Genomic DNA, 25,642 nt, shown 5'->3' on the forward strand with positions numbered 1-25,642 from the left:
CAGCGGAAAACGCTCAGATCTCGATGATCGCGGTCGGCCGGGCCAGCATCTTGCCGAGCTTGGTCAAGCGGTTCCGCAGGCGGTCGCTGGCGAGGTCGCGGAGTTCGGCCGGCAGCCGGAGCGTGAGCACGCCCTTGCGCATGGTGAGCGGGGTGCGGGCCAGCACGCCCGGCACCGAGGCCGAGACGAGGTAGCCCACCCGCATCGCGCCGCCGAGGATGCGGGCGCGATCGAGGATGCGCGTGGAGGCGATCTCGCGGATGCGCGGGCTCGACTCGTCGTCGAGCAGGCCCATGTGCCGGTAGTAGACCGCGAGCGCGATGAAGGCTCGGCCGGGGTGATCAAGCCCCGTCAGCGCCGCATGGGCGATGGTCTCGAGGCTCTGCTGGCCGCGGTAGTCGGGATGCGCGCGCCAGGCGATGTCGGCGAGGTGGCAGGCCGCGTGGCGCCAGCGCTTTTCCTCGACCTCCTCGTCGAGATCGACGCTGCGGAACAGCCGGTCGGTCCAGTCGACCAGATCGAAGCCGTGCCGGGGGGCGCGCGAGCGGAGGTAGCCGAGATCGGTCGCGGTGCTGATCAGCGGGTCCTGGCGCCGGCCGTCGTCGTCCAGCAGCTCGAACAGCAGCCCTTCGCGGACGCCGAGCGCGGACATGGTGACTTCGCTGGGCTTGCCGATCCGGATGATGTGCTCGAGCACCAGCGCGCCGTAGGCGAGCAGCGGGCGACGCTCGGAGGACACGGTCGACACGCCCGGCAGCGTCTCGGGATCGACGCGGCGGACGAGGCGGCAGAACTCCAGCGCCTCCTTCGCGGGGATGGTGTAGCCGTGGAGGACGTGGAGCGGGTAGTTCTTCTGCACCATGTGCATGTGGGCGAGCGCGCGCCAGGTGCCGCCGACGGCGTAGAACACCCGGTCCTTGAGCTTGCCCAGCGCCGCGGCCTCGTCGAGCGCGTCGCGAACCAGACGGTCCGCCTTCTTGATCGAGCGGTCGGACGCGTCCTGCAAGCGGAGGCCGCCGAGCGGATGCGTGGACCCCTCGCCGACCTTGGTCTTCGAGATGTTGACGAGCTCGAGGCTGCCGCCGCCGAGGTCGCCCACGACGCCGTTCGGCCGGTAGACGCCGGAGACGACGCCGAGCGCAGAAAGCTCCGCTTCGCGCTTGCCCGACAGCAGGCCGACCCTGACGCCGCAGATGCTCTCCGCTTCGGCGATGAAGGCGGCCCCGTTCTCGGCGTCGCGCGCGGCGGCGGTGGCGAGAACGTGAAGCCGTTCGACGCCCATGCCGTCGCTCAGCGCGCGGAACCGCCGGAGCGCCGCCAGCGCCTTCGCCATGCTGGCGTCCGACAGCTTGCCGGTGACGGCGACGGAGCGGCCGAGAGCGCACAGCTCCTTCTCGTTGAACAGCGCCGTCGGGGCGCGGGTGAGGCCCTCGTAGACGACGAGCCGGACCGAGTTCGATCCGATGTCGATGATCGCCACCGGCGCGCCGCAGGGCAGACGACCCGGCGGCAGGTGGCGCTTGGACGCCGCCGCCGCCCGTCCGGCTTCGGCGGCGTCCGCCGGCGCGATCGGGGCCTCAGCCACGCTTGGCCAGCCGTCTCGGTGAGCTTGTCTTCACGGATTTCCCTCGTCCCGAGAGGCTCGGATTGGTCATGAAGTACTGGTGCGCGTTGAAGGGCTCCTCGCCCTCCACGGGCACGATGCGGCGCGAGGTTCCGTCCGGCAGCAGCGCCCAGCTCTGCTGGTTGTCCTTGAGGTTCGCCACCATGATCTGGTCGAGCACCTGCTCGTGCACCGTCGGGTTAAGGATCGGCAGCATGGCTTCGACGCGGCGGTCGAGGTTGCGCTGCATCAGGTCGGCCGACGAGATGTAGACGTGGGCCTGCGGCGACGGCAACCCGTGGCCGTTGCCGAAGGCGTAGATGCGGCTGTGTTCGAGAAACCGGCCGACGATCGACTTCACCCGGATGTTCTCGGACAGCTCCGGCACGCCGGGCCGCAGCGAGCACATGCCGCGGACCACGCAGTCGACCTGCACGCCGGCGCGGCTGGCGTCGTACAGCGCGTCTATGATCTCCGGGTCGACGAGGCTGTTGCACTTCAGCCAGATCGCGGCGGGACGGCCGGCCTTCGCGTGTTCGATCTCCTCCTGGACGTGGCCGAGGAAGCGCTTGCGCAGGGTGTGCGGCGAGGCCGCCATGCGCTCGAGCTCGGCGGGCTCGGCGTAGCCCGTGATGAAGTTGAACAGCCGCCCGACGTCGCGCCCGATCACGGGATCGGCCGTGAAGAACGACAGGTCGGTGTAGATGCGCGCAGTGATCGGGTGGTAGTTGCCCGTGCCGACGTGGCAGTAGGTGGTGAGCCCGCCGCCCTCGCGGCGCACCACCAGCGACAGCTTGGAGTGCGTCTTCAGCTCGATGAAGCCGAACACCACCTGGACGCCGGCGCGCTCCAGGTCGCGCGACCAGCGGATGTTGGCTTCCTCGTCGAAGCGGGCCTTCAGCTCCACCAGCGCCGTGACGACCTTGCCGGCCTCCGCCGCTTCCGCGAGCGCCTTCACGATCGGGCTGTCGGACGAGGTGCGGTAGAGCGTCTGCTTGATCGCCACCACGTTCGGGTCGCGTGCCGCCTGGTTCAGGAACTGCACCACCACGTCGAAGCTCTCGTAGGGGTGGTGGACGACGATGTCCTTCTCGCGGATCGCGGCGAAGCAATCGCCGCCGGCGTCGCGGACGCGCTCGGGGAAGCGCGGATTGTAGGCCTTGAACTTGAGGTCCGGCCGATCGATCGAGACGATCTGGCTGAGGTCGCCCAGCGCGAGCACGCCGTCGACCACGAAGACCTCGTCGTCGGACACGCCGAGCGCGGCCACCACGAAGGCCCGCAGCTCCGGCGGCATGGTGTTCTCGATCTCCAGCCGGATGACCGAGCCGCGCCGGCGCTGCTTCAGCGCGCTCTCGAACAGCCGGACGAGGTCTTCCGCCTCCTCCTCCACTTCGAGGTCGCTGTCGCGGATCACCCGGAAGCCGGCCTGCGCCTTGACCTCGTAGCCCGGGAACAGCCGCCCGATGAACAGGCCGATCACCTGCTCCAGCCCGATGAACCGGGTGACGCCGGGCTCGCTTTCCGGGAGGCGGATGGCGCGGTCGATTCGCGCGGGGATGCGGATCAGCGCGTTCAGCGGGCGGGCGTCGCGCTGCCGGGCGAGCTGCAGCGCGATGGTGAGGCCGAGGTTGGGGATGAACGGGAACGGGTGCGCCGGATCGACCGCGAGCGGGGTCAGCACCGGGAAGACGTAGTTGAGGAAGTAGTCCTCGATCCAGAGCCGCTCGGTCCGCGACAGCGCCGACGCCTCGACCAGGAAGATGCCGGAAGCCTCCAGCTGGGCCCGGAGCTCCAGCCAGCGGATCTGCTGGTCGCGGGCGAGCGAGGAGACGACTTCGCCGATCTTCGCCAGCTGCTCGGCCGGCGACAGTCCGTCGGGGCTGGTCTCCACAAGGCCCGAGCGCAGCTGGCCGCGCAGGCCGGCCACGCGAACCATGAAGAACTCGTCGAGATTGTTCGCGGAGATCGAGAGGAAGCGGAGCTGCTCCAGCAGCGGATGCGAGGCGTTCGACGCCTCCTCCAGCACGCGGCGGTTGAACCAGATCCAGGAGATCTCGCGGTTCACGAAGCGCGAGGGATCGCCATGGCGGTGCGAGGCGGCAGGCTCGGGCGCCGACTCCAGCTTGGCTTCGGCGATTGCGGCCCGGGGCGGCACGCTTGCGATCTCGGCCATCGGCTCAGTCTCCGTCGGTGTCGGCGCAGCCGGCGGAGGCGCAGGCTTCCGGGCGCGGCGCGGTTGCATACGACGAACGGGTGACGGTTTGGCGACGTCCATCTTCAGTCTTCCTGGTCCCTCATGCGGGCGAGGACATCCGCGGCGAGACCGCGGCCGACCGGCCTGCCCCGCGCGAGCGATTCCCGGTCGAGCGCGTCGACGAGATCCCTGAGCGCGCCGAGCGACCGCTCGGCATGGCGCGCGACGTATTCGACCACATCCGCCTCCACCACAAGCTGCCGATCGGCGATCAGCTTCACAAGGACCGCCTTCATGGTCGCGTCGTCCGGCGCCTCCAGCCGCGCGACGGGGAGCGCCCGCAGGCGAGAGGCGAGGTCCGGCAGCGCCGGCCAATGCGCGGTCGGCACGCTCCGCGCGGCGACGAGAAGATGCGCCCGCCGCTCCCGCGCGAGGTTGAGGGCGTGGAACAGCGCGTTCTCGTCGGCGCCCTCGGCGCCGTCGAGCAGCACCCGCGGCTCCTCGCCGGTCGCGCGCAGCGCGGCGATCGCCGCGTCCGGCGTCGTCGTGACCGCGGCGCCGCTCGCCCGCGCCCAGATCGCGCCGAGATGACTTTTGCCGGCGCCGGGGCCACCCACGAGCAGCAGCAGCCGGTCGGGCCAGCGCGGCCATCCGACCACGAGAGCGTGAGCCTCGGCGTTGGGCGCGGCGACGAGGAAGTCCTCGTCGCCGAAGCGCGCCACGTGGGGCAGCGACAGCGGGATCTGACGCGGCGCGTCGCGGACCATGCGGCGGCTCAGACGGCGTCCGCGGAGGGCGCGGGCGGGGGCGCCGCGATCGCCTCGGCCGGCTGCGCCGGGGTGAACTTCGGCCCGAACAGGCTCGCGCCTGAGGGGCCGCCCGGAAGCACGGCGGGTCCTTCCTCGCCCGTGAAGAACGGGCTCTCCAGATAGCGATCGAGCGCGAACCGGACGAGCACCCCGACGGCGGCGGCCAGCGGCACCGCGACCAGCAGGCCGACGAAGCCGAAGAGGTACCCGAAGGCGACCAGCGCGAACATCAGCCACACCGGGTGGAGGCCGACCGACCGACCGACCAGCCGCGGCTGCAGGATGTTGCCCTCGACGAACTGCCCGACGACGAAAATACCGAGCACGAGCGCGACCATGGCCCAGTCCGGCCAGAACTGGACGATCGCGACCGTGACCGAGACGATGAGGCCGGTGATCGAGCCGATATAGGGAATGAAGCCGATCAGCCCGGCGCCGAGGCCGATGAGCAGGCCGAAGTTGAGCCCGATCATGCTGAGGGCGATCGCGTAGAACGTCCCGAGCAAAAGGCAGACCAGCGCCTGCCCGCGCACGAAGCCGGCGACGCCGCCGTCGATCTCCCGCGCCAGCCGGCGGATGGTCTCGCGGTGCCGCAGCGGCGTCCAGCTGTCCACCGTCTCCACCATGCGATCCCAGTCGATCAGCATGTAGAAGGCGACGACGGGCGTGACCACGAGCAGGCTCAGGATCGACACCAGCGCCTGGCCGCCGGTCCAGAGCGACGCGAGGAAGGACGTCGCCCAGTTGACGCCCTGGCTGACGAAGGAGCCGAACGAGGACCGGAGCTGCCCCATCCCCTGCCCCACCATGCGCTCCACCCAGGGCTGGCTCGACACCAGCTCCTGAAGCTTCTGCACGGTCTGCGGCAGGCGCTCGATGAAGCTCGCGAGCTGCGACCCCAGCAGCGGCGCGACGAGCATGATGACCGCGACGAACAGCACGAGCACCGAAGCCAGGATCACCACCGTCGCGGCGATGCGCGGCAGGCCGAGCCGCTCGAGGCGGTCCGCGATCGGATCGAGCAGATAGGCCAGCGCGAGGCCGGCCACGAAGGGCAGCAGGATGCCGGAGAACAGAAGCAGGAAGATCGCCAGGACGGCGAGCGCCCCCAGCCAGAACAGAAGCTGCCGTTGCAACGTCATTGGTCGACTTTCGCTGACGGCCCCGGGGCCCGGGGCCGCGTCCGGCCCAGCTTCGCGTTTGCGCGCCCGCAGAAACGCCTTCGCAGTCGCGAGATATGCTCCCGCCGCGTCGGGGGTCAAGACGCCCTATGGACGGCGTCGCCGCGGGCGCGCGGTTGCGCGTCTTCCGGCGTCGGTCTAAGGGGTCGACCCAAAGCGACGCGGAGCTGAGATCCATGGCCGAGAGCACGAAAACCGGCGGCGGCCTGACCTATGCCGACGCGGGCGTCGACATCGACGCCGGCAACGCGCTGGTGGAGCGGCTGAAGGCGCTCGTGCGCGCGACCCGGCGGTCCGGAGCGGACGCGGAGATCGGCGGCTTCGGCGGGCTGTTCGACCTGAAGGCCGCGGGCTACGTCGACCCGATCCTGGTCGCGGCCAACGACGGCGTCGGCACCAAGCTCAAGATCGCGATCGAGACCGGCCTGCACGACACCATCGGCATCGACCTCGTCGCCATGTCGGTCAACGACGTGGTGGTGCAGGGCGCCGAGCCGCTGTTCTTCCTGGACTACTTCGCCTGCGGCAAGCTCTCGGGCGACACCGCCTACGAGGTGGTGAAGGGCATCGCCACAGGCTGCATCGAGGCGGGCTGCGCGCTCGTCGGCGGCGAGACCGCCGAGATGCCGGGCATGTACGCCGACGGCGACTACGACCTCGCGGGCTTCGCCGTGGGCGCCGCCGAGCGCGGCAAGCTGCTGCCGCGCCGCGACGTGACGGCCGGCGACGTGCTGCTCGGCCTAGGCTCCTCCGGGGTCCATTCCAACGGCTACTCCCTCGTTCGCCGCATCGTGGCGCGTTCGGGGCTCGGTCTCGACGCGCCGGCGCCCTTCGCGCCGGAGACGACGCTCGGCCGCGCGCTGCTCGCGCCCACCAAGCTCTATGTCCGCCCGCTGATCGCCGCCCTGAAGGCCGGCCACGCCATCAAGGCGCTGGCGCACATCACCGGCGGCGGACTGCCCGACAACCTGCCGCGCGTGCTCCCGGACGGGCTTGGCGCAGAGATCGACCTGTCCGCCATCTCCGTCCCGCCGGTGTTCGGCTGGCTCGCGAGCGCGGGCGGCGTGGCCGAGCCCGAGATGCTGCGGACGTTCAACTGCGGCGTCGGCATGGTCGTCGTGGTCGGCGCCGGCGAGGCGGCTTCGGTGGAGGCCGCGCTGAAGGCCGAAGGCGAAGCGCCGGTCCGCATCGGCGAGATCGTGACCATTTCCCGCGCCGACGATCCGGTGCGCTTCACCGGCGCGCTGGCGCTGGACGCGCCCACGCCATGAGCCGGCTGCGCGTCGCGGTCCTGGTCTCCGGCCGCGGCTCCAACATGGCGGCCCTGATCGACGCCGCGGCGGAGCCGGCGTTTCCGGCCGAGATCGTGGCCGTGATCTCGAACCGGCCGAACGCCGGAGCGCTGGCGGTCGCCGCGCGCGCCGGGATCGCGACCGTGGTCGTCGACCACAAGGCCTACGCCGACCGCGCGACCTTCGACGCCGCGCTCGACGCCGCCCTGCGCGACGTCGAGCCGGACCTCGTCTGCCTCGCCGGCTTCATGCGCATCCTGACCGACGGCTTCATCGCCGGCTGGGCGGGACGGCTGATCAACATCCACCCGGCCCTGCTGCCGAGCTTCAAGGGGCTCGACACCCACGCCCGCGCGCTCGCCGCCGGGGTGAAGCTCCACGGCTGCACCGTGCACGTGGTGACGCCGGAGATGGACTCCGGCCCGATCATCGCCCAGGCGGCGGTGCCCGTGCTCGAGGGGGACGACGAGGACGCGCTTGCGGCCCGTGTGCTCGCCGCGGAGCATCTGCTTTACGTCCGGGCGCTTAAGCTCTGGGCGCAGGGCCGCGTTCGGCTGGACGGCGACCGCGTGAAGGTGGACGCCGGCGACGACGCCCATGCGACGGCCCTGATCTGGCCCTGAGGGCCTTCGCGCGATCTCGGAGATCGCGAGCGGCGCCTCAACGGCGCGGCTCCACACATCCCTACAAGGCAAAACGGCCGGCGCATTAGCGCCGGCCGTTTTCGTCTCTGGCTTGGCCTTGGCGGAGCGACGAGGAGCCCGAAGGCTCCTCGCGCCGGCCTTACGAGGCGTCCTTGATCGTGCCTTCCACCGTCGCGTGGCGGCGGCGCTTGATCACGAAGGCGACGGCGAGCACGAGGATCGCGCCGGCCGCGGCCGCGGCGTAGTGCAGCCACTTCACCGCCGTGACGCCGATGTCCTGCTCCGGATCGGGCATCAGCAGCGACGGGTCGAAGCCCTTCAGCCAGTTGATGACGACGACGTCGCCCAGGATCATCTCGCCGGCGATCCAGCCGAGCAGGGCCGCGCCGATCCACACCAGGATCGGGAACTTCTGCAGGATGGCGCTGAGCAGGGTCGAGCCCGCGATGATCAGCGGAATCGTCAGCAGCAGGCCGAAGATGAAGAGCTCGGGATGCCCCTTCGCCGCCGCGGCGATCGCGACCACGTTGTCGAGGCTCATCACGGCGTCGGCGATCGCGATGGTGCGCACCGCGCCCCAGAGGTTGGCGCTCGCCTCGACGTCCGCGTGGTCCTCCTGCTCGTCGGTCGCGAGCTTGATCGCGATCCAGAACAGCAGCAGGCCGCCGGCCACCTTCAGGAAGGGCACGCCCAGCAGGAAGGTGATGAAGAAGGCGAAGATGATGCGCAGCGCGACCGCGGCGCCGGCGCCGAGCAGGATGCCGAGCTTGCGTTGGTCGGCGGGAAGCTTGCGGCAGGCGAGAGCGATGACGACCGCGTTGTCGCCCGACAGCAGCAGGTCGATCCAGATGATCTGCAGCAGCGAGATCCAGAACGTCGGCTGATCGAACGCGAAATTGAATTCCATGCGCATCCCCTTAAGCCGCCCGTTCGCGGCGCACGTTTGACGTTCAAGGCGAGCCGGGAGCGCGGCCCCTCCGGGTCACGTCCCTGTCGCGGCGGCCCTCAGGACGCAGCGCTGTGACGGCCGTTGCGGGTCTTCGCCCGCCGGACGAGCCATCCGACCGCCACGACCACGACCGCCAAGGTGACGGCCGCCGTCGTCTCCCAGCTGTGGACGTACTCGCCGCCGAACCGGTCGACCAACGCGACGTCGTCCACCAGCATCTCGCCGGCGACGAAGCCGAGAAGCGCCGCGCCGGCCCACACGATGAGCGGGAACCGGTCCATGACCGCGAGGATGACGGCGCTGCCGGCGACGATCATCGGCACCGAGATAACAAGACCGGCGATGAGAAGCCCGAAGTGATCGCCGGCGACGCCCGCGATCGCGATCACATTATCGAGACTCATAACCACATCTGCGACAGCGATCGTGCCGACCGCGCGCAGCAGGCTCTCCGACGTCTTCACGTCGCCCTCGCCCTCGCCGCTGGGCGTCAGCAGGTCCACCGCGATGTACAGCAGAGCGAGCGCGCCGACGATCTTGAGGTAGGGCACCCCGAGCAGCGCCACGATGATGACCGTGAACAGGATGCGAAGCGCGATCGCGACGCCGGCGCCGAGGATCATCCCCATCTTGCGCTGGCCGCTCGGCAGCCCGCGGCAGGCCATGGCGATGACGACCGCGTTGTCGCCCGACAGGAGAGCGTTGATCCAGATGATCTCGCCCAGCGCGAGCCAGTCCACCGAGCCGAGATTCATCGTCTGCCTCTCAAAAGAAACGACCGGCGCGTTTTGTCGCACGCCGGTCGCACGGCCGCCAGTCGTGGCATGCCGTATTCTGGAAGATTGGCGGCCGCTTAGCCGACGATTTCTTCGTCCTTGAAGAAGTAGGCGATCTCCTCCTTCGCGGTCTCCGGCGCGTCGGAGCCGTGCACCGAGTTGGCCTCGATCGACTCGGCTAGGTCCTTGCGGATCGTGCCCTCGGCCGCGTTCGCGGGGTTGGTCGCGCCCATGACGTCGCGGTACTTCGCGACGGCGTTCTCGCCCTCGAGGACCTGCACCACCACCGGACCGGAGATCATGAAGCTGACGAGGTCGTTGAAGAACGGCCGCTCCTTGTGGACCGCGTAGAAGCCTTCGGCCTGCTCCTTGGTGAGCTGCAGGCGCTTCTGGGCGATCACGCGCAGGCCGGCGGCCTCGATGTAGGACAGCACCTTGCCGGTGATGTTCCGGCGGGTCGCGTCGGGCTTGATGATGGAGAAGGTGCGCTCGAGAGCCATTGGATCGCCTCGTGGTCTGGAAGGATGCGCGCAAGGCCCGGCCGGGAACCGGCCGCCCGCCGCGCGAGAAACTGCGGAAAACGCGCGGGCTTATAACGTGGCGGCGGCGGCGGCGGAAGGGTCTGCGGCGCGCAGGCGCCCGTGACCCGGCGTCTTCGAGGCTGAAACGAATGCGGCGGGCCGTCGGCCCGCCGTTTTTCGTCTCGCCGATGACGGCTCAGAGCGTTCGGGCGGCCCTATTTGCGCGCTACGGTCTGCGTGGGAGCCCCGCTGGCGATGACATTGCCGCCGAAAGAGACGGCCGTCGCGCCGCTCTTCACGACCAGGTCGGTCCCGTTGCGCAGGATGTTATCGGCCAGCGTCACGGCGTTGCCGCCGCCGACCGCTGTGACGCCTCGTATGTTGCCCTCGATCAGGCTTCGGGACACGGCGACCTCATTTGTCCCGGCCGCCGCGGCGACCCGGACGCCGTCCGCGCTGCCCGTCAGGTACGACTCGTCGATCACCACGCGCGCCCCGTCGAGGCCCGCGGCGAAGACGGCGTTGTCGCTGAAGTTCCGGATCGCGCACTTCCGGATCGTCAGCTTGCCGCTTCCGATCATCCGCACGCCGTTCAGCCCCGGGATCGTTCCGTTCGCGAGCCCTTCGATCGAAAGCCCCTCGAGATAGACCTCAGACCCCGTGGGAGCGTTCACCGTGATCCCGTTCGCGCCCGCCACCAGCACGCCCGCGTTGTGGACCGAGATGATGCTGATCGATTTGGTGATCGTCACGCCGCCGAAGCCGCCGGGATCGAGCGTGTTGATCTCGCCCCCCGCCGCCGTCTTCGAGATCGCGCCCGCGAAGGTCTTGCAGGGCGCCGTGCGGCTGCACGGATTGGCGTCGTCCCCGACCCCCGACACCCAGGTGCGCGTCGCCTGCGCGAAGGCCGACGGCGCCTGAAAGACCGCGGCGGCGGCCACGATCGCGAACAGAAGAAGTCCCCGAATGCACATTTAACGTCCCCCGACATGTAATGCGGAGGGCACTATGGCCGAATTTCAGGCAGATGCAGCAGCTCTAAGTGTTTAGACTTTAGAGAGCCCCGATCTTCAGCGACGCCCAGGCGGCCCGTTGCTCCCCTCAGACGGCGTCGAGGTCCTTCACCAGCTGCGCCGCGTCCGCCATCAGCCGCGGCTGGCGAACGCGGCGGATGCGCTCGGCCTGGAGGATGGCGCGCACGCGGTTGAGGCAGTCCTCGAAATCCGCGTTGACGACGACGTAGTCGTACTCGCCGACATGGTTGATCTCGACGGCAGCGTTGCGCAGGCGCCGGTCGATCACCTCGGCGGAGTCCTCGGCGCGCCGTTCGAGCCGCGAGCGCAGCTCCTTGGCGGAGGGCGGCAGCACGAACACCGTCGCGACGTCGCTGCGCATGGCGCCGCAGATCTGCTGCGCGCCCTGCCAGTCGATGTCGAACAGCACGTCGCGCCCCACGGTCAGGGCGGCCTCCACCGGCGCGCGCGGGGTGCCGTAGAAATTGCCGTGGACCTCCGCCCACTCCAGAAGCTCGCCCTCGTCGCGCATCGCCTCGAACTCGCGCTGGCGGATGAAATGGTAGTGCACGCCGTCGGCCTCGCTCGCGCGCTTCGGCCGCGTCGTGGCGGAGATCGACAGCGTGATCTCCTTGTCGGTGTCGAGCAGCGCGCGGGTCAGCGTCGACTTGCCGGCCCCGGAGGGCGACGACAGGATCAGCAGGACCCCGCGGCGCGCAGGGCCGGTCTCCGAAGGCGCCATGTCGGTCACTCCACGTTCTGGACCTGCTCGCGGAACTGCTCCACGACGGCCTTGAGCTCGAGGCCGATCGCCGTGAGGCTGCGGTCGTTGGACTTGGCCGACAGCGTGTTCGACTCGCGGCCGAACTCCTGCGCCAGGAAATCCAGCCGGCGACCGACGGCGACGCCTTCGCCCAGGAGCTGGCGGGCGGCCGCGACGTGGGCGACGAGCCGGTCGATCTCCTCCCGCACGTCGGCGCGGGTCGCGATGAGCGCGGCTTCCTGGTGCAGCCGGTCCGGATCCAGCGCGACGCCGGTCCCGACCAGCGCCCTGACCTGATCGGCGAGCTTCTTCGCCACCGCCTCGGGCCGCCGCGCCGGGCAGGCGTCGGCGTTGGCGGTCAGCGTCTCGATGGTCGCGAGACGCTCGGTGAGGATCGCCTCCAGGGCCGCGCCCTCCCCGGCGCGCGCCACGACCAAGGCGTCGAGCGCGGCCGAGAAATCCGCCAGCACCGCCGCCTCCAGCGCGGCGCGCTCCGCGAGGTCGTCTTCCGGTTCGACGAACTCCACCACGCCGCGCTGGGCGAGCAGCCCGTCGATGGAGACGGGCCCCGCATCGGGCAGCCGCTCCGCGATCGCCCGCGCCGCCGCGACGACGGCCGCCAGCGCCTCCTCGTTCACCCGCGCGACGCCCGTGCGCGCCGGCCTGTCGACCGTCAGCGTCGCATGCACCGTTCCGCGATGGAGGCGGAGGCCCGCCGCCTGCCGCGCGGCGGGTTCGATCGCGTCGAAGCCCGGCGGGGTCCGCAGCCGCAGGTCGAGCCCCTTGGCGTTGACGCTGCGGATCTCCCAGGTCCAGCGCAGGTCGCCGCGGCTTCCGGCGAGGCGCGCGAAGCCTGTCATGCTGGCGAGGGGCATGGATCGGTCCTTAAGGCTCGCGGCGCCCGGTCGAACCCGTTCTCGGCGCGGCAGGTGTCGAACAGGCGGCGGCGACCGGGCCGGCCTCAGCCGCCGCGACGCCGCTCGGGTTTGGCGGGGGGCGTCGAAGACGCCGGGGCGGCGCTCGACGGCGAGGTCTCGGCCGCCGCGCCGTCGGGCTCCGGCGCCGCGTCGTCGGGGGCCACGCGGTCGGCCGGCGCGCCGCGCGTGCGCTCGATCTGGCGCCACTTCTGTACGTTGCGGTTGTGCTCGACCAGCGTTTTGGCGAAGGCGTGGCCGCCGGACCCGTCAGCGACGAAGTAGAGTTCGCCGGTCTTGGCCGGCTGCGCCGCCGCTTCGAGCGCTTGGCGTCCGGGGTTCGCGATCGGACCCGCGGGCAGGCCGGTGATCACATAGGTGTTGTACGGCGTGCGCGACTGGATGTCGGCGCGCGTGAGGCTGCGCCCGAGCGTCGCGCGGCCGCCGACCAGGCCATAGACGATCGTGGGGTCGGACTGGAGCCGCATGCCCTTCGTCAGCCGGTTGACGAACACGGCCGCGACCCGGGCGCGCTCCTCCGCTATTCCGGTCTCCCGCTCGACCAGCGAGGCGAGCGTGACGAGGTCCGCGGGCGTCTTGACCGGCACCGCGGGGTCCCGCTCGCGCCACACGCGCTCCAGCAGGTCCTTCTGCTCCTGCTGCATGCGGGAGATCAGCTGCGCGCGGGACATGCCGCGGGTGTAGCGGTAGGTCTCGGGCAGCAGCGAGCCCTCGGTCGGCGTCTCCTTGACGTCGCCCGTCAGCAGCGGCGCCTCGCGCAGGCGCTCGACGATCTGCAGGCTGGTGAGGCCTTCCGGGATCGTCAGCGCGTGCTCGATCGCCTTGCCGGAGACCAGGATCTCCATCGCCTCGCGCATGGAGACGCCGGCGGGAAAGCCGTACTCGCCGTACCGCAGCTTGTCGTTGTTGCGGTAGAGCCGGACGCCGATCTCGAACACCTTGGGATGGTCGATCACGCCGGCGCGGGCGAGCTGCTCCGAGATCTCGGAGACGCCCTGATTGCGCGGGATCAGGATCGAAGTCTCCTGCGCCAGCGGCCCCGGCTGATCGAAGGTCAGCTTGCCGTAGTAGAACGCGCCGCCGGCCGCGAGCGCGACGAGGCTGAGGAAGGTGAAGATGCCGCTGAGGTAGCCGACGACGGCGCCGTGCCGCCGGCGCGGGCGCTTCTTCGCGGGCGGCGGAGGCGGCGGAGTCTCGGGACCCTTGGACGCCATCCGACGATCCGCCGGGGGCGGTTCGGCCTGACCCGCGCCGGACAACGTCGGCTTCGGGGCCGGCGTCGTGGCCTGCGATGTCGGGGTCACGGGCGTGACCGGGACGGGACGCTTGTTTTCGGGAGCCGTGCCCTCGTCCGTCAACGCGGTCTCCAAGTCTTGCGGGCGGCTCGCGCGCCGCCGTGAATCGTCCGTCGATCGCCCACTCTAGGCGCCATTGTGGCGAATCTCGCCCCGTCGCTCAGGCGTGATGGCGGCGGAACACCAGCGACGCGTTGGTGCCGCCGAACCCGAACGAGTTCGAGAGCGCCACCTCGATCGGCAACGGCTTCGCCGTCTTCGGAACGAGGTCGATCGCGGTTTCCACCGAAGGGTCTTCGAGATTGAGCGTCGGCGGCGCGATCTGATCGCGGATCGCCAGCAGCGAGAAGATCGCCTCGACCGAGCCTGCGGCGCCGAGCAGATGCCCGATCGCGGACTTTGTCGACGACATCGTCATCTCGGCCGCGGCGTTGCCGACGAGCCGGGTGACGGCGCCGAGCTCGATCTCGTCGCCGAGCGGCGTCGAGGTGCCGTGGGCGTTGATGTAGTCGATCTCGCCCGGCGAGACGCCGGCGCGCTTGAGCGCGGCCTTCATGCAGCGATAGGCCCCGTCGCCGTCGAGCGACGGGGACGTGATGTGGTAGGCGTCGCCGGACAGGCCGTAGCCGATGACTTCGCCGTAGATTTTGGCTCCGCGCGCCTTGGCGTGCTCGAACTCCTCGAGCACGACGACGCCGGCGCCCTCGCCCATGACGAAGCCGTCGCGGGCGCGGTCGTAAGGCCGGGAGCCGCGTTCCGGCTCGTCGTTGAAGGCGGTGGAGAGCGCCCGGCACGCGGCGAAGCCGGCGACCGCGAGGCGGCAGACCGGCGACTCCGTGCCGCCCGCGACCATCACGTCGGCGTCGCCGAGCGCGATGAGCCGGGCGGCGTCGCCGATGGCGTGCGCGCCGGTGGAGCAAGCCGTGACGACCGCGTGGTTCGGACCCTTGAGGCCATGCTTGATCGACACATGGCCGGAGGCCAGGTTGATCAGACGGCCGGGGATGAAGAACGGCGACAGGCGGCGCGGACCTTTGTCGCGGAGGACGTGGGACGCCTCCTCGATGCCCTGAAGGCCGCCGATGCCGGAGCCGATCAGGACGCCGGTCGCATAGCGGTCGTCGTCGGTCTCGGGCTTCCAGCCGCTGTCGGCGAGGGCCTGATCGGCGGCGGCGACGGCGAAGACGATGAAGTCGTCGACCTTCCGCTGCTCCTTAGGCTCCATCCAGTCGTCGGCGTTGAAGGTCCCGTCGGACCCGTCGCCGCGCGGGATGATGCCGGCAATCCGGGCGGGAAGGTCGTCGACCTGGAACTGGTCGATCTTCCGGACGCCGCTTTCGCCCGCCAGAAGACGCTTCCAGACCGTTTCGACGCCCGACCCGAGCGGCGTCACCAGACCCATGCCCGTGACGACGACGCGCCTCATGCCGTCGCTCACAGGAACTGCTTTCCGTTCACCATGCCACCCGCCGGTCGCCGATCATCAAGCAGGATCAAGCCTGCGCGGCGTTCTTCTCAAGGAACTTGGTAGCGTCGCCGACCGTCAGGATGGTCTCGGCGGCGTCGTCCGGGATCTCGCAGCCGAACTCTTCCTCGAAGGCCATCACGAGCTCGACGGTGTCGAGGCTGTCGGCGCCGAGGTCGTCGATGAAGCTCGCGTTCTCGGTGACCTTGTCGGCGTCGACGCCGAGATGCTCGATCACGATCTTCTTCACGCGTTCGGCAATGTCGCTCATCTACGTAATCCTTCGATGGTTCTCGTTCGGAAGATCGTCTCGCCGGAACATTGCGCCCGACGATCTCGTCTTGAGGCGCGAATCTTCCGAGAGGGCTTTTTGAAGGCGGAAGGCGGTTCCGGCAATCCCTTTTCGTCGTGGCTCGAACGGCGTTGGGGATCCCGCAGTTCCGTGTCGCACCAGACGCCCCACAAAGGACCGGCGTCTGGTATCATGTCGCTCGGCCGCACGCCAGTCGCCGGGCGGCCGCCGTCCCTAAGAGGGACGGTCAGATCATCGCTATGCCGCCGTTGACCTGCAGCGTGTGGCCGGTGACGTAGGACGCCTCGTCGCTCGCGAGATAGACCGCCGCCGCCGCGATCTCCGCGCCCTGGCCGAAGCGGCCGAGCGGGATGTGGGCGAGCGAGGCTTCCTTCTGCTTGTCGTTCAGCGCGTCGGTCATCGGGCTCTCGATGAAGCCCGGCGCGATGCAGTTCACGGTGATCCCGCGGCTCGCGACCTCCGCCGCCAGCGACTTGGTCATGCCGATCAGGCCGGCCTTGGAGGCGGCGTAGTTGCCCTGCCCCGGATTGCCGGTGACGCCGACCACCGAGGTGATGCCGATCAGCCGGCCGCGGCGGCGCTTCATCATGCCTTTGACCGCGGCGCGGTAGAGCCGGAATCCCGCGGTGAGGTTCACCGCGATGACGTCCGCCCATTCGTCGTCCTTCATCCGCAGGAACAGGTTGTCGCGGGTGATGCCGGCGTTGTGGACGACCACGTCGAGGCCGCCGAGGGCGGCCTCCGCCTGGCCGGGAAGCGCGTCGACCGCGGCGCCGTCCTTGAGGTCGGCGGGCAGCACGTGCGCGCGCTCGCCGAGTTCGGCGGCCAGGGCCTCCAGCGCTTCGCGGCGCGTGCCCGACAGCGCGACGGCGGCGCCCTGCGCGTGCAGCGCCTTGGCGATGGCGCCGCCGATGCCGCCGGTCGCGCCCGTGACGAGCGCCGTGCGCCCGGTGAGATCGAACATGAGCTTTATCCTTTAACGTCCGACGGACGAACCGAAATCACCCGAACGCGCCGTCGCTCTTGAGACGCGCGACGTCGTCGGGCGCGCCGACGGATTCGCCGGTCGCGCCGTCCGCGTTGCGCTTGACGAGACCGGCCAGCACCTTGCCGGCGCCGATCTCGATGAAACGGGTGACGCCGGCGCCGGCCATGAAGCCGACCGACTCGCGCCAGCGCACGGCGCCGGTAACCTGCTCGATCAGGCGCTTGCGGATGTCTTCCGGGTCCGTCAGCGGGCTCGCCGTGACGTTCGCGACCAGCGGCGCCCGCGGCGCAGCGATCTTCACGCCGGCGAGAGCCTCCGCCATGGCGTCGGCCGCGGGCTGCATCAGCGCGCAATGGAACGGCGCCGAGACCGGCAGCAGCACCGCGCGCTTGGCGCCCCGCGTCTTGGCGATTGCGATGGCGCGCTCGACCGCGGCCTTCGCGCCGGAGACGACGACCTGTCCCGGCGCGTTGTCGTTCGCCGCCTGGCAGACCTCGCCCTCCGCGGCCTCGGACGCGACGGCGCGCGCCGTCTCGAGGTCGAGGCCGAGGAGCGCGGCCATGGCGCCGGCGCCGACCGGAACCGCCTTCTGCATGGCGTCGCCGCGAATCCGCAGCAGCCGCGCCGCGTCCGCGATCGTCAGGCTGCCGGCGGCCGCGAGCGCGGAGTACTCGCCGAGCGAATGCCCCGCCACGAAGGCGGCGTGGCGCGACACGTCGAGGCCGGCCTCGGCTTCCAGCACCCGCATCGCCGCGAGGCTCACCGCCATCAGCGCGGGCTGCGCGTTGGCCGTCAGCATGAGCGCGTCGTCCGGCCCTTCGAAGATGACGGTCGAAAGCGCCTGGCCCAGCGCCGCGTCGACCTCTTCGAAGACCGCGCGGGCGGGCGCGAAGCTGTCGGCCAGCGCCCGGCCCATGCCGACCTGCTGGCTTCCCTGCCCGGGGAAGATCAAAGCGATGCTCACGGGGGCGATCCTCGTCGTGTTTTTCTTGGTCGCGGCGTGCAAAGCAGGCCTTGGGCGGAAGTGTCAAGGCGGCGGGCTTGGCCTAAGCTTCAAGGACGAGGGCTTCAATCCTCAGGAGGAGGCCTCGCCGCGGCGCTTGTATGGACTTCGCGCCCGCTAATCCTTGCGTCCAAACGACCAATCCCCTATACGGCGCGCTTCGCGTCGTTCGGCTGGGGGCTGAACGGAGAGGTTTTGGGCGTGTCCGCCATTTGGACCCGCCCGACCAGGATCGCATGATCCGATCTCCCGTGTCTCCGCCTTCGAGAATTCGTTCGAGCCTTCGCGGGCTCGGAGGGCTTCGCGCCGGACGGCAGTCGTTCACTGGAAGAAGGTTCGTACCCTCATGCCGCTTTACGAACACGTTTTCCTGGCGCGCCAGGACGTGACGTCGCAGCAGGTCGAGGCTCTCATCGAACAGTACAAGGCCGTGCTCGAAGGGCTCGGCGGTCAGGTCAAGAAGACCGAGTACTGGGGCGTGAAGCCGCTCGCCTACCGCATCAAGAAGAACCGCAAGGCCCACTACACGCTGCTCAACATCGACGCGCCCGCCGCGGCGGTGGCCGAGCTCGAGCGCCAGCAGGGCATCAGCGAAGACATCCTCCGCATCCTGACCCTGAAGGTCGAGGAGCTCGAGGAAGGCCCGTCGGCCATGCTGCAGCGTCGCGACCGCGACGACCGCGACGACCGCCCCCGTGGCGGCGGCCGTGACGGCGAGCGCGGCGGCTTCCGTCGCGACCGTGAAGGCGGCGGCGAGCGTCCGGGCGGCGGCGGGTTCCGCCGCGATCGTGAAGAGCGCGCTCCGCGCAGCGAAGGGGCTGAGTGATGGCGACCACCGTTCCCTCGGCTGGCGGCACGCAGCGCCGCCCGTTCTTCCGCCGTCGCAAGACCTGCCCGTTCTCCGGCGCCGGCGCGCCGAAGATCGACCACAAGGACGTGCGTCTCCTGCAGCGCTACATCTCCGAGCGCGGCAAGATCGTGCCCTCGCGCATCACGGCGGTGTCCGCCAAGAAGCAGCGTGAGCTCGCCCGCGCCATCAAGCGCGCGCGCTTCCTCGGCCTGCTGCCCTACGTCATCAAGTGAGTAAGGGCGGGCGATCGCCCGCCTTTACATCATCCCGGACGCCGCAAAGCGGCGATCCGGGATCGCGCGCTGATAAGCGCGTTTGTTTCTGATCATCCCGGCTCGGCGGCTCCGTCGCCGTCCGGGATGACGACAATTCCCAAGGCGCACGTCTTCGGACGGCGCCGTTGGGCGGGGCTCGAGACCTCGCCCTAACCGCTCCGAACGCCGGGGCGGGACAGCAGGACGACCGATGACCAACGCCCCGCTTTTCCTGATAGGCCTCGGAGCCGGACTTGCGTCCGCGTTGCTCTACGCGTCGGCCGCGTCGGGATCGCCGCTGGCGGTCTTCCTGTTCTACGTCGCCCCGCTTCCCATCCTGCTGGCCGGGCTCGGCTGGCGCCACCACGCCGGACTGATCGGCGCGGCCGTCGCCGCGATCGCCCTGTTCCTCGGGGTCGGCGCGTCGGCTGGCGCGTTCCACGCCGTTGGCGTCGGGCTCCCCGCCTGGTGGCTCGCCTATCTCTCCCTGCTCGCCCGTCCGGGCGCCGACGGCGCCGCGACCGAATGGTATCCGATCGGCCGCCTCGTGCTGTGGTGCGCCGTCATCGGCGGCGCCCTCGTCGCGCTGTCGATCCCGCTCGTCGCGTCCTCGCTCGAGGAGTACCGCGCGGCGCTGAGGACGCTGTTCGAGGAGCTTTTCCGCGACCGCCCCGGAGCGCCTGCGCTGCCGGCTCCGGAGAACCGCGAGGCTCTGATCAACCTCCTGACCGCGGCCCTGCCGATCATGGCGGCGGCGCTCTGGACGGTGTCGTCGGTCTTCAACCTGTGGCTCGCTGGGCGGATCACCCGTGCGTCGGGCCGTCTCGTGCGGCCCTGGCCGCAGATCTCGGCGATGACCTATCCCCGGACGGCGGACCTCGCCTTCCTCGGGGCTTCGGCCGCCTCGCTGCTCCCCGGCCTCGTCGGGTTGATCGCGGAGCTCTTCGCCGCGACCTTCCTCGTCGCTTTCGCCATGCTCGGCCTCGCGGTGGTCCACGTCACCACCCGCGCCATGCCGACGCGCGGCCTCATCCTCTTCGGCGTCTACGCGCTGCTGCTGATCCAGCCCTGGGTCGGCGTCTTCCTCGCCGTCCTCGGCGTGGCGGAGCAGACGATCGGCGTCCGCAAGCGCTTCGGTCCGCCGCCGGGCTCCCCGCCCACGGCGACCGCCCCCCTGCCCTGACCGATCCAACCCCTCACACCTTCAGGAGACCACCATGCAAGTCATTCTGCTCGAGCGCATCGCCCGTCTGGGCCAGATGGGCGACGAAGTCCGCGTCAAGGACGGCTACGCCCGCAACTTCCTGCTGCCGACGCACAAGGCGCTCCGCGCCAACGACGCCAACCGGCAGAAGTTCGAAGGCCAGCGCGCCCAGCTCGAGGCCCGCAACCTCGAGCTCAAGCAGGAAGCCGAAGCGGTCGGCGAGAAGCTCGACGGCACGACGGTGGTGCTCGTCCGCCAGGCCGGCGAGACCGGCCAGCTCTACGGGTCGGTGTCGGCCCGCGACGTCGCCGAGGCGCTGACCAAGGCGAGCTTCAGCGTGGCGCGCAACCAGGTCGTGCTCCACACCCCGATCAAGACCATCGGCATCCACACCGTCCCCGTGCGCCTGCACCCGGAGGTCGAGGTGTCCGTCTCGGTCAACGTCGCCCGTTCCGAGGCCGAAGCCGAGCGCCAGGTCGCGGGCGAGGATCTGTCGGTCCGTGAGGAAGGCCCGGCGTTCGAGACCTTCTCCGAGGACGACGACGACCGTCGCGGCCGTCGCAATCGCGACGACAACGACGGCGAGCGCGACGACGAAGACGAGGCGCGCTGAGCGCTCTCCCACGTCGAACTCATCTGCGGACGCCCGGCCTCAGCGCCGGGCGTTTTCCGTTTCGGGCCGGGACGCGGCCTTGCCCCTAAGTCAACCGACTCGGGCGCCTCAATATTCCCGCTTGTGTGAATCGGGCACGACGGCGGGATTCCGGCGGCTGCGATCTCGCTTCGTTCTCGTCGTGTTAAGATCCGTTAAACCAGTCGCAGCCGAAGACACCTCAGCCATGGCCCAAGCCGATTCTCTCGCCCGCCGTCTGATGGACCCCGAGCCCGCCTACCGGCAGGCGCCGTCGAACGTCGAGGCGGAGCAGGCGCTGCTGGGCGCGCTGCTCGTGAACAACGACGCCTTCTGGCGCGTGTCCGACTTTCTGGAGCCGGGGCATTTCCACGAGGGCCTGCACCAGCGCATCTACGAGATCGTCACCAGCCTCGTCCGCGCCGGCAAGTCCGCGACCCCCGTCACCATCAAGACCTTCCTGCCGCAGGACCTCGACCTCGGCGGCATGACGACGCCGCAGTACCTCGCCCGGCTGGCGGCCGAGGCGACCACCGTCATCAACGCCGAGGACTACGGACGCTCGATCTACGACCTCGCCATCCGCCGCTCGCTGATCGGCATTGGCGAAGAGCTCGTGAACGAGGCCTTCGACGCCGGCGTCGACGCCACCCCGCGCGACCAGATCGAGCAGGCCGAGCGCCGGCTGTTCGCCCTCGCCGAGACCGGCCGTTACGACGGCGGCTTCCAGCCGTTCGCGCAGGCGCTCGCGACCGCCGTCGACATGGCGGCCGCCGCCTACAAGCGCGACGGCGGACTTTCGGGCGTCGCGACCGGCCTGACGGACCTCGACCGGCTGATGGGCGGCCTGCAGGCCTCCGACCTGATCATCCTCGCCGGACGCCCGGCGATGGGCAAAACCTCGCTCGTGACGAACATCGCCTACAACGTGGCGAGCGCCTACCAGGGCGAACTGCAGCCCGACGGGCGCATGAAGACGATCAACGGCGGCGTCGTCGGCTTCTTCTCGCTGGAAATGTCGGCCGAGCAGCTCGCCACCCGAATCATCGCCGAGCAGGCCTCGATCTCGTCGTCCAAGATCCGCCGCGGCGACATTCTTGAGAGCGACTTCTTCAAGCTGACCGAAGCCGTCGCCGAGATGCAGCGCGTGCCGCTGTTCATCGACGAGACCGGCGGCCTGTCGATCGCCCAGCTCGCCGCCCGCGCCCGCAGGCTCAAGCGCTCCAAGGGCCTCGACCTCATGGTCGTCGACTACCTCCAACTGCTCTCGGGCTCCGCCAAGAAGGGCGACAACCGGGTGCAGGAGATGACCGAGATCACGACCGGCATGAAGGCGCTCGCCAAGGAGCTGAACGTGCCGATCATTGCGCTGTCCCAGCTCTCCCGCCAGGTCGAGAGCCGCGAGGACAAGCGCCCGCAGCTTTCCGACCTGCGTGAATCCGGCTCGATCGAACAGGACGCCGACGTGGTGCTGTTCGTGTTCCGCGAAGAGTATTACGTGAAGAACAAGAAGCCCCGCGAAGGCACGCCCGAGTTCGACCAGTGGATGGCGGAGATGGAGAACGTCGCCGGCAAGGCCGAGGTCATCATCGGCAAGCAGCGCCACGGCCCGACCGGCTCCGTGCTGCTGCAGTTCGAGGCCGAGTTCACGCGCTTCGGCAATCTCGCCCAGCTCGATCATCTGCCGGACCAGATGTGAACCCCACGGGTCGCGTGCGATGAGCGAATCCTTCGCCGGCGGCCGGCTGACCATCGATCTGGGGGCGCTCGCCGCCAACTGGAGCTTCCTCGCCCGGCTCGATCCCGCGTCCGAATGCGCCGCCGTGGTGAAGGCCGACGCCTATGGGATCGGCATCGCCAAGGCCGCGCCGGCGCTGGCGCGCGCGGGCGCCAAGACCTTCTTCGTCGCGCATCTGTCCGAGGCGCGGGCGGTGCGCGACGCCGTCCCCGACGCGACAGTCTACGTGCTGAACGGCCTGCCCCCCGGCGCCTGCGATGCTTTCGCCGCGATCGACGCGCGCCCCGTGCTGGGCTGCGTCGACGAGATTCTGGAATGGGCCGCCTTCCGCGCGGCGAGCGGCGCTCGCGGCCAGGCCGCGGTGCATGTCGACACGGGCATGACGCGGCTCGGGCTCGACCCGGCTCAGGCGCACGACCTCCTTCCCCGCCTGCCCTTCACGCCGTCGCTCCTCATGAGCCACCTCGCCTGCGCCGACGAACCCGAGCGGCCCGAGACCGAACGCCAACGCGCCCTGTTCGCCGACCTCTGCGCGCAGGCGCCCGGCGTCCCGGCGAGCCTCGCGAACTCGGCCGGCACGCTTCTGCGGGAGACATCCGGCGGGGGGCTGGGTTTCCATCTCCGCCGGCCCGGCGTCGCGCTCTATGGCGCCAATCCCATCGCCGGGCGTCCCGCCGCGCTTCGACCCGTGGTGCGGCTGGAGGCCCGCGTGGCCCAGGTGCGGGAGGCGCCCGCCGGCGCCGTCGTCGGCTACGGCGGGGCCGAGCGCCTGCACCGGCGCACCAGGCTCGCGATCGTGTCGGTCGGCTACGCCGACGGCGTCCTTCGCGCCGGCGGCTCGGAGGACGGCGCGCCCGGCGCCGCGGCGGCGGTCGGCGGCGTGCCCTGCCCCTATGTGGGCCGCATATCGATGGACCTCATCGCGATCGACGTCACCGACGCCCCAGAGACGGTCGCCCGCGGCGGGTGGGTCGAGATCCTCGGCGACACGATCGGCGTCGACGCCCTCGCCCGCGCCTGCGGAACGATCGGCTACGAGGTGCTGACAGGGTCGGGGCGGCGGCACGAGCGGCGGTACGTGAGCTGAGCTTCACTGGCGTTGACTGAGATTGGCGCGATCGCCATTATTAACAGTTGATAACGCAGGGAGTTCGACATGCCGTCCAGCTTCGCTCTTGGAGAGCATTTCGAAGGCTTCATCCGGTCCATGGTCGCCTCTGGCCGCTACAACAACGCAAGCGAGGTGGTGCGCGAGGGCCTGCGGGCGCTTGAGGACCGCGAACTCGTGCGGGCGAAGGACCAGGCGGAACTCGATGCGTTCTTGGCCGAGAGTTTCGATGACATCGAGGCCGGACGGGTCCGCCCGGCGGAAGAGGTGTTTGACGAGATCCTTCACGAAGTGCGTGAACGCCGCGGCTTTACCTCTGCCGAATGAAGGTCATTGTCACCGGACAGGCCGAGGCGGAGATCCGGGCGATCGGAGCGCATATCGGACGCGATGATGCGCTGGCGGCCGAACGATGGGTCATCGCGACCACCGAGCTGTGCCTCAGTCTTCGCGACAACGTCGAGCGCGCGCCTGTGGTCGGCCATCGCCGCGGCGTCGCAATCAGGCGTCTCGTTCACGGCAGTTATCTCGTTATCTACTCGGTGCGCGGCGACACCGTGCGAATCCATCGCGTGACGCAACGGCGCACGAAGCCCGAACGCTTTGCTTAAAGGCATCCTGTCCATCTGATGGCCCGATCAAAACCCTCTTTCGTCTGCCAGGCCTGCGGCGCGGTGTCTTCGCGGTGGCAGGGGAAGTGCGAGGCCTGCGGGGCCTGGAACTCGATCGTCGAGGAGGCCGCAGCCGCGCCGCTGCCGGGCGGCGGGTCGTCAACGGCCGCACGCGCTTTGGGCAAGGGGCGGATCGTCGTGCTCGAAGGCCTGTCCGGCGCGACCGATGAGGCGCCGCGCCTCGTGTCGGGCCTCGGCGAACTGGACCGCGTCACCGGCGGCGGCTTCGTGCACGGGTCGGTGCTGCTGCTCGGCGGCGAGCCCGGCATCGGCAAGTCCACGCTGCTGCTGCAGGCGAGCGCGGCGCTGGCGAACGCCGGACATCGCGTCGTCTACGTCTCGGGCGAAGAGGCGCCGGCGCAGGTGCGAATGCGCGCCCAGAGGCTCGGCCTGCACGAGGCGCCGGTCGCGCTCGCGGCCGAGACCAACGTCGAGGACATCCTCGCTACGCTGAAGAACGGCGAGACGCCGAAGCTCGTCATCATCGATTCGATCCAGACGCTCTGGACCGGCCAGGTCGAATCCGCGCCGGGCACGGTCACCCAGGTGCGCGCGGCGGCGCAGGCGATGATCCGCTACGCCAAGACCACGGGCGCCTGCGTCATCCTGGTCGGCCACGTCACCAAGGACGGCCAGATCGCCGGCCCCCGCGTCGTCGAGCACATGGTCGACGCGGTGCTGTCGTTCGAGGGCGATTCGGGCCGCGACTTCCGCATCCTCCGCGCCCAGAAGAACCGCTTCGGCCCGACCGACGAGATCGGCGTCTTCGCCATGACCGGCGACGGGCTGGAGGAGGTGACGAACCCCTCGGCCCTGTTCCTCGGCGACCGGGAGCCCGACGCGCCCGGCACCGCGGTGCTCGCGGGGCTCGAAGGCTCGCGCCCGATCCTCGTCGAGATCCAGGCGCTGGTGGTGCCGACCAGCCTCGGCACGCCGCGGCGCGCCGTCGTCGGCTGGGACGGGCCGCGCCTCGCCATGGTGCTCGCGGTGCTGGAGGCGCGCTGCGGCGTCCGCCTCGGCAGCCACGACGTGCACCTCGCGGTCGCGGGCGGCATGCGCGTGCAGGAGCCGGCCGCCGACCTCGCCGTCGCGGCCGCCCTGGTGTCCTCGCTGATGGGGACGGCGCTGCCGGTCGACGCGGTGTTCTTCGGAGAGATCGGCCTCACCGGCGCGGTGCGACCGGTGTCCCACCCGGGGCCGCGGCTGCGGGAGGCGGCGCGCCTCGGCTTCACCCGCGCGGTCCTGCCGGCCGCGGCCGCCGACGCCGCGACCGACGCGGGCGTCTCGCCGATCGCCGTTCCCGCGCTCGACGCGCTCGTGGCCCGCTTGGCCGCGCGGGCTGATGCGCAGCAAGGTCGCATCAAAGGCGCGTGACGCGGCAAGGCGCCCGCTGTATAGAGGGCGCGCGCCCCGCCCGAAGGTGGTATCCCGCACATGAT

At 70.3% G+C, this 25,642-nt stretch carries 26 protein-coding genes; 11 read left to right on the plus strand and 15 right to left on the minus strand.

Annotated elements, in window-relative coordinates; translation table 11 throughout:
- Window positions 1-13: 13 nt before the first annotated feature.
- The 4 genes from ppx to JOD31_RS01250 form a co-directional block, all read right to left on the minus strand.
- Entirely contained in the window at window positions 14-1,585 is a 1,572-nt protein-coding gene (gene ppx / locus JOD31_RS01235) for an exopolyphosphatase (RefSeq protein WP_271206142.1), read from the minus strand.
- Window positions 1,578-3,779: an RNA degradosome polyphosphate kinase gene (locus tag JOD31_RS01240; protein WP_204948506.1), complete on the minus strand. Its 2,202-nt coding sequence runs from the start codon at window positions 3,777-3,779 to the stop codon at window positions 1,578-1,580. The genes ppx and JOD31_RS01240 overlap by 8 nt, the downstream gene beginning before the upstream one ends.
- 104 nt (window positions 3,780-3,883) lie before the next feature.
- Window positions 3,884-4,567 carry an HdaA/DnaA family protein gene (locus JOD31_RS01245; protein WP_204948507.1) on the minus strand — a complete coding sequence of 228 codons (684 nt, stop codon included), beginning with the start codon at window positions 4,565-4,567 and terminating at the stop codon, window positions 3,884-3,886.
- Window positions 4,568-4,575: 8 nt separating this feature from the next.
- Complete coding sequence (locus JOD31_RS01250) at window positions 4,576-5,751, minus strand: AI-2E family transporter (protein ID WP_204948508.1); 1,176 nt, start codon at window positions 5,749-5,751, stop codon at window positions 4,576-4,578.
- Between the two features lie 215 nt (window positions 5,752-5,966).
- Between JOD31_RS01250 and purM the strand changes: the two genes are divergently transcribed.
- Both purM and purN read left to right on the plus strand, forming a co-directional pair.
- The gene (gene purM, locus JOD31_RS01255; protein ID WP_204948509.1) at window positions 5,967-7,061 is read left to right on the plus strand and encodes a phosphoribosylformylglycinamidine cyclo-ligase; all 1,095 of its coding nucleotides are present in this window, start codon (window positions 5,967-5,969) and stop codon (window positions 7,059-7,061) included.
- Entirely contained in the window at window positions 7,058-7,705 is a 648-nt protein-coding gene (purN, locus tag JOD31_RS01260) for a phosphoribosylglycinamide formyltransferase (protein ID WP_204948510.1), read from the plus strand. The genes purM and purN overlap by 4 nt, the downstream gene beginning before the upstream one ends.
- Before the next feature lie 160 nt (window positions 7,706-7,865).
- Here the strand turns inward: purN and JOD31_RS01265 are convergent, their stop codons facing one another.
- The 11 genes from JOD31_RS01265 to fabD form a co-directional block, all read right to left on the minus strand.
- Complete coding sequence (locus tag JOD31_RS01265) at window positions 7,866-8,633, minus strand: TerC family protein (protein ID WP_204948511.1); 768 nt, start codon at window positions 8,631-8,633, stop codon at window positions 7,866-7,868.
- Between the two features lie 98 nt (window positions 8,634-8,731).
- On the minus strand, window positions 8,732-9,430 hold the full coding sequence (locus JOD31_RS01270) for a TerC family protein (protein WP_204948512.1): 699 nt from the start codon (window positions 9,428-9,430) through the stop codon (window positions 8,732-8,734).
- Window positions 9,431-9,528: 98 nt separating this feature from the next.
- A complete protein-coding gene (gene ndk / locus JOD31_RS01275; protein ID WP_204948513.1) occupies window positions 9,529-9,951 on the minus strand; it encodes a nucleoside-diphosphate kinase in 423 nt (140 codons plus the stop codon).
- A gap of 236 nt (window positions 9,952-10,187) precedes the next feature.
- A complete protein-coding gene (locus JOD31_RS01280; RefSeq protein ID WP_204948514.1) occupies window positions 10,188-10,946 on the minus strand; it encodes a right-handed parallel beta-helix repeat-containing protein in 759 nt (252 codons plus the stop codon).
- Window positions 10,947-11,073: 127 nt separating this feature from the next.
- Window positions 11,074-11,727 (minus strand): guanylate kinase, encoded by a 654-nt coding sequence (gene gmk, locus JOD31_RS01285; protein ID WP_204948515.1) that lies wholly within the window; start codon window positions 11,725-11,727, stop codon window positions 11,074-11,076.
- Between the two features lie 5 nt (window positions 11,728-11,732).
- Entirely contained in the window at window positions 11,733-12,623 is an 891-nt protein-coding gene (locus JOD31_RS01290; RefSeq protein ID WP_204948516.1) for a YicC/YloC family endoribonuclease, read from the minus strand.
- An 86-nt stretch (window positions 12,624-12,709) separates the two neighbouring features.
- Window positions 12,710-13,897 (minus strand): endolytic transglycosylase MltG, encoded by a 1,188-nt coding sequence (mltG, locus tag JOD31_RS01295; protein WP_246482295.1) that lies wholly within the window; start codon window positions 13,895-13,897, stop codon window positions 12,710-12,712.
- 241 nt (window positions 13,898-14,138) lie between these two features.
- Window positions 14,139-15,404, minus strand: a complete 1,266-nt coding sequence (gene fabF, locus JOD31_RS01300; RefSeq protein WP_204948518.1) for a beta-ketoacyl-ACP synthase II — start codon at window positions 15,402-15,404, stop codon at window positions 14,139-14,141.
- A 67-nt stretch (window positions 15,405-15,471) separates the two neighbouring features.
- Window positions 15,472-15,714, minus strand: coding sequence for an acyl carrier protein (locus JOD31_RS01305; protein WP_020185188.1), 243 nt, complete (start codon window positions 15,712-15,714; stop codon window positions 15,472-15,474).
- Window positions 15,715-15,982: 268 nt separating this feature from the next.
- Entirely contained in the window at window positions 15,983-16,720 is a 738-nt protein-coding gene (fabG, locus tag JOD31_RS01310; RefSeq protein WP_204948519.1) for a 3-oxoacyl-[acyl-carrier-protein] reductase, read from the minus strand.
- A gap of 37 nt (window positions 16,721-16,757) precedes the next feature.
- Window positions 16,758-17,708: an ACP S-malonyltransferase gene (fabD, locus tag JOD31_RS01315; protein WP_204948520.1), complete on the minus strand. Its 951-nt coding sequence runs from the start codon at window positions 17,706-17,708 to the stop codon at window positions 16,758-16,760.
- A 385-nt stretch (window positions 17,709-18,093) separates the two neighbouring features.
- Between fabD and rpsF the strand changes: the two genes are divergently transcribed.
- The 9 genes from rpsF to radA all read left to right on the plus strand — a co-directional run bounded on the left by rpsF (window position 18,094) and on the right by radA (window position 25,577).
- Complete coding sequence (gene rpsF / locus JOD31_RS01320) at window positions 18,094-18,573, plus strand: 30S ribosomal protein S6 (RefSeq protein WP_020185185.1); 480 nt, start codon at window positions 18,094-18,096, stop codon at window positions 18,571-18,573.
- Window positions 18,573-18,830: a 30S ribosomal protein S18 gene (gene rpsR, locus JOD31_RS01325; RefSeq protein ID WP_020185184.1), complete on the plus strand. Its 258-nt coding sequence runs from the start codon at window positions 18,573-18,575 to the stop codon at window positions 18,828-18,830. The genes rpsF and rpsR overlap by 1 nt, the downstream gene beginning before the upstream one ends.
- A 232-nt stretch (window positions 18,831-19,062) precedes the next feature.
- Window positions 19,063-20,034 carry a DUF2232 domain-containing protein gene (locus JOD31_RS01330; RefSeq protein ID WP_204948521.1) on the plus strand — a complete coding sequence of 324 codons (972 nt, stop codon included), beginning with the start codon at window positions 19,063-19,065 and terminating at the stop codon, window positions 20,032-20,034.
- Window positions 20,035-20,068: 34 nt separating this feature from the next.
- Complete coding sequence (rplI, locus tag JOD31_RS01335) at window positions 20,069-20,668, plus strand: 50S ribosomal protein L9 (protein WP_204948522.1); 600 nt, start codon at window positions 20,069-20,071, stop codon at window positions 20,666-20,668.
- 226 nt (window positions 20,669-20,894) lie between these two features.
- Window positions 20,895-22,385 (plus strand): replicative DNA helicase, encoded by a 1,491-nt coding sequence (locus JOD31_RS01340; protein ID WP_204948523.1) that lies wholly within the window; start codon window positions 20,895-20,897, stop codon window positions 22,383-22,385.
- A 19-nt stretch (window positions 22,386-22,404) separates the two neighbouring features.
- Window positions 22,405-23,511, plus strand: a complete 1,107-nt coding sequence (alr, locus tag JOD31_RS01345) for an alanine racemase (protein ID WP_204948524.1) — start codon at window positions 22,405-22,407, stop codon at window positions 23,509-23,511.
- A gap of 69 nt (window positions 23,512-23,580) precedes the next feature.
- Window positions 23,581-23,859 (plus strand): type II toxin-antitoxin system ParD family antitoxin, encoded by a 279-nt coding sequence (locus tag JOD31_RS01350; protein WP_204948525.1) that lies wholly within the window; start codon window positions 23,581-23,583, stop codon window positions 23,857-23,859.
- Complete coding sequence (locus JOD31_RS01355; protein WP_204948526.1) at window positions 23,856-24,143, plus strand: type II toxin-antitoxin system RelE/ParE family toxin; 288 nt, start codon at window positions 23,856-23,858, stop codon at window positions 24,141-24,143. The genes JOD31_RS01350 and JOD31_RS01355 overlap by 4 nt, the downstream gene beginning before the upstream one ends.
- Before the next feature lie 18 nt (window positions 24,144-24,161).
- Window positions 24,162-25,577, plus strand: a complete 1,416-nt coding sequence (radA, locus tag JOD31_RS01360; RefSeq protein WP_204948527.1) for a DNA repair protein RadA — start codon at window positions 24,162-24,164, stop codon at window positions 25,575-25,577.
- The last annotated feature ends 65 nt before the right edge of the window (window positions 25,578-25,642 follow it).

It is taken from the genome of Methylopila capsulata (assembly GCF_016907975.1).
GTDB lineage: Bacteria > Pseudomonadota > Alphaproteobacteria > Rhizobiales > Methylopilaceae > Methylopila > Methylopila capsulata.

Excerpts from the sequence above, each read along its gene's own strand:
- JOD31_RS01240 (WP_204948506.1), bottom strand. The coding sequence starts at position 3,779 with ATGGCCGAGATCGCAAGCGTGCCGCCCCGGGCCGCAATCGCCGAAGCC.
- JOD31_RS01245 (WP_204948507.1), bottom strand. The coding sequence starts at position 4,567 with ATGGTCCGCGACGCGCCGCGTCAGATCCCGCTGTCGCTGCCCCACGTG.
- JOD31_RS01250 (WP_204948508.1), bottom strand. The coding sequence starts at position 5,751 with ATGACGTTGCAACGGCAGCTTCTGTTCTGGCTGGGGGCGCTCGCCGTC.
- purM (WP_204948509.1), top strand. The coding sequence starts at position 5,967 with ATGGCCGAGAGCACGAAAACCGGCGGCGGCCTGACCTATGCCGACGCG.
- purN (WP_204948510.1), top strand. The coding sequence starts at position 7,058 with ATGAGCCGGCTGCGCGTCGCGGTCCTGGTCTCCGGCCGCGGCTCCAAC.
- JOD31_RS01265 (WP_204948511.1), bottom strand. The coding sequence starts at position 8,633 with ATGGAATTCAATTTCGCGTTCGATCAGCCGACGTTCTGGATCTCGCTG.
- JOD31_RS01270 (WP_204948512.1), bottom strand. The coding sequence starts at position 9,430 with ATGAATCTCGGCTCGGTGGACTGGCTCGCGCTGGGCGAGATCATCTGG.
- ndk (WP_204948513.1), bottom strand. The coding sequence starts at position 9,951 with ATGGCTCTCGAGCGCACCTTCTCCATCATCAAGCCCGACGCGACCCGC.
- JOD31_RS01280 (WP_204948514.1), bottom strand. The coding sequence starts at position 10,946 with ATGTGCATTCGGGGACTTCTTCTGTTCGCGATCGTGGCCGCCGCCGCG.
- gmk (WP_204948515.1), bottom strand. The coding sequence starts at position 11,727 with ATGGCGCCTTCGGAGACCGGCCCTGCGCGCCGCGGGGTCCTGCTGATC.
- JOD31_RS01290 (WP_204948516.1), bottom strand. The coding sequence starts at position 12,623 with ATGCCCCTCGCCAGCATGACAGGCTTCGCGCGCCTCGCCGGAAGCCGC.
- mltG (WP_246482295.1), bottom strand. The coding sequence starts at position 13,897 with ATGGCGTCCAAGGGTCCCGAGACTCCGCCGCCTCCGCCGCCCGCGAAG.
- fabF (WP_204948518.1), bottom strand. The coding sequence starts at position 15,404 with ATGAGGCGCGTCGTCGTCACGGGCATGGGTCTGGTGACGCCGCTCGGG.
- JOD31_RS01305 (WP_020185188.1), bottom strand. The coding sequence starts at position 15,714 with ATGAGCGACATTGCCGAACGCGTGAAGAAGATCGTGATCGAGCATCTC.
- fabG (WP_204948519.1), bottom strand. The coding sequence starts at position 16,720 with ATGTTCGATCTCACCGGGCGCACGGCGCTCGTCACGGGCGCGACCGGC.
- rpsF (WP_020185185.1), top strand. The coding sequence starts at position 18,094 with ATGCCGCTTTACGAACACGTTTTCCTGGCGCGCCAGGACGTGACGTCG.
- rpsR (WP_020185184.1), top strand. The coding sequence starts at position 18,573 with ATGGCGACCACCGTTCCCTCGGCTGGCGGCACGCAGCGCCGCCCGTTC.
- JOD31_RS01330 (WP_204948521.1), top strand. The coding sequence starts at position 19,063 with ATGACCAACGCCCCGCTTTTCCTGATAGGCCTCGGAGCCGGACTTGCG.
- rplI (WP_204948522.1), top strand. The coding sequence starts at position 20,069 with ATGCAAGTCATTCTGCTCGAGCGCATCGCCCGTCTGGGCCAGATGGGC.
- JOD31_RS01340 (WP_204948523.1), top strand. The coding sequence starts at position 20,895 with ATGGCCCAAGCCGATTCTCTCGCCCGCCGTCTGATGGACCCCGAGCCC.
- alr (WP_204948524.1), top strand. The coding sequence starts at position 22,405 with ATGAGCGAATCCTTCGCCGGCGGCCGGCTGACCATCGATCTGGGGGCG.
- JOD31_RS01350 (WP_204948525.1), top strand. The coding sequence starts at position 23,581 with ATGCCGTCCAGCTTCGCTCTTGGAGAGCATTTCGAAGGCTTCATCCGG.
- JOD31_RS01355 (WP_204948526.1), top strand. The coding sequence starts at position 23,856 with ATGAAGGTCATTGTCACCGGACAGGCCGAGGCGGAGATCCGGGCGATC.
- radA (WP_204948527.1), top strand. The coding sequence starts at position 24,162 with ATGGCCCGATCAAAACCCTCTTTCGTCTGCCAGGCCTGCGGCGCGGTG.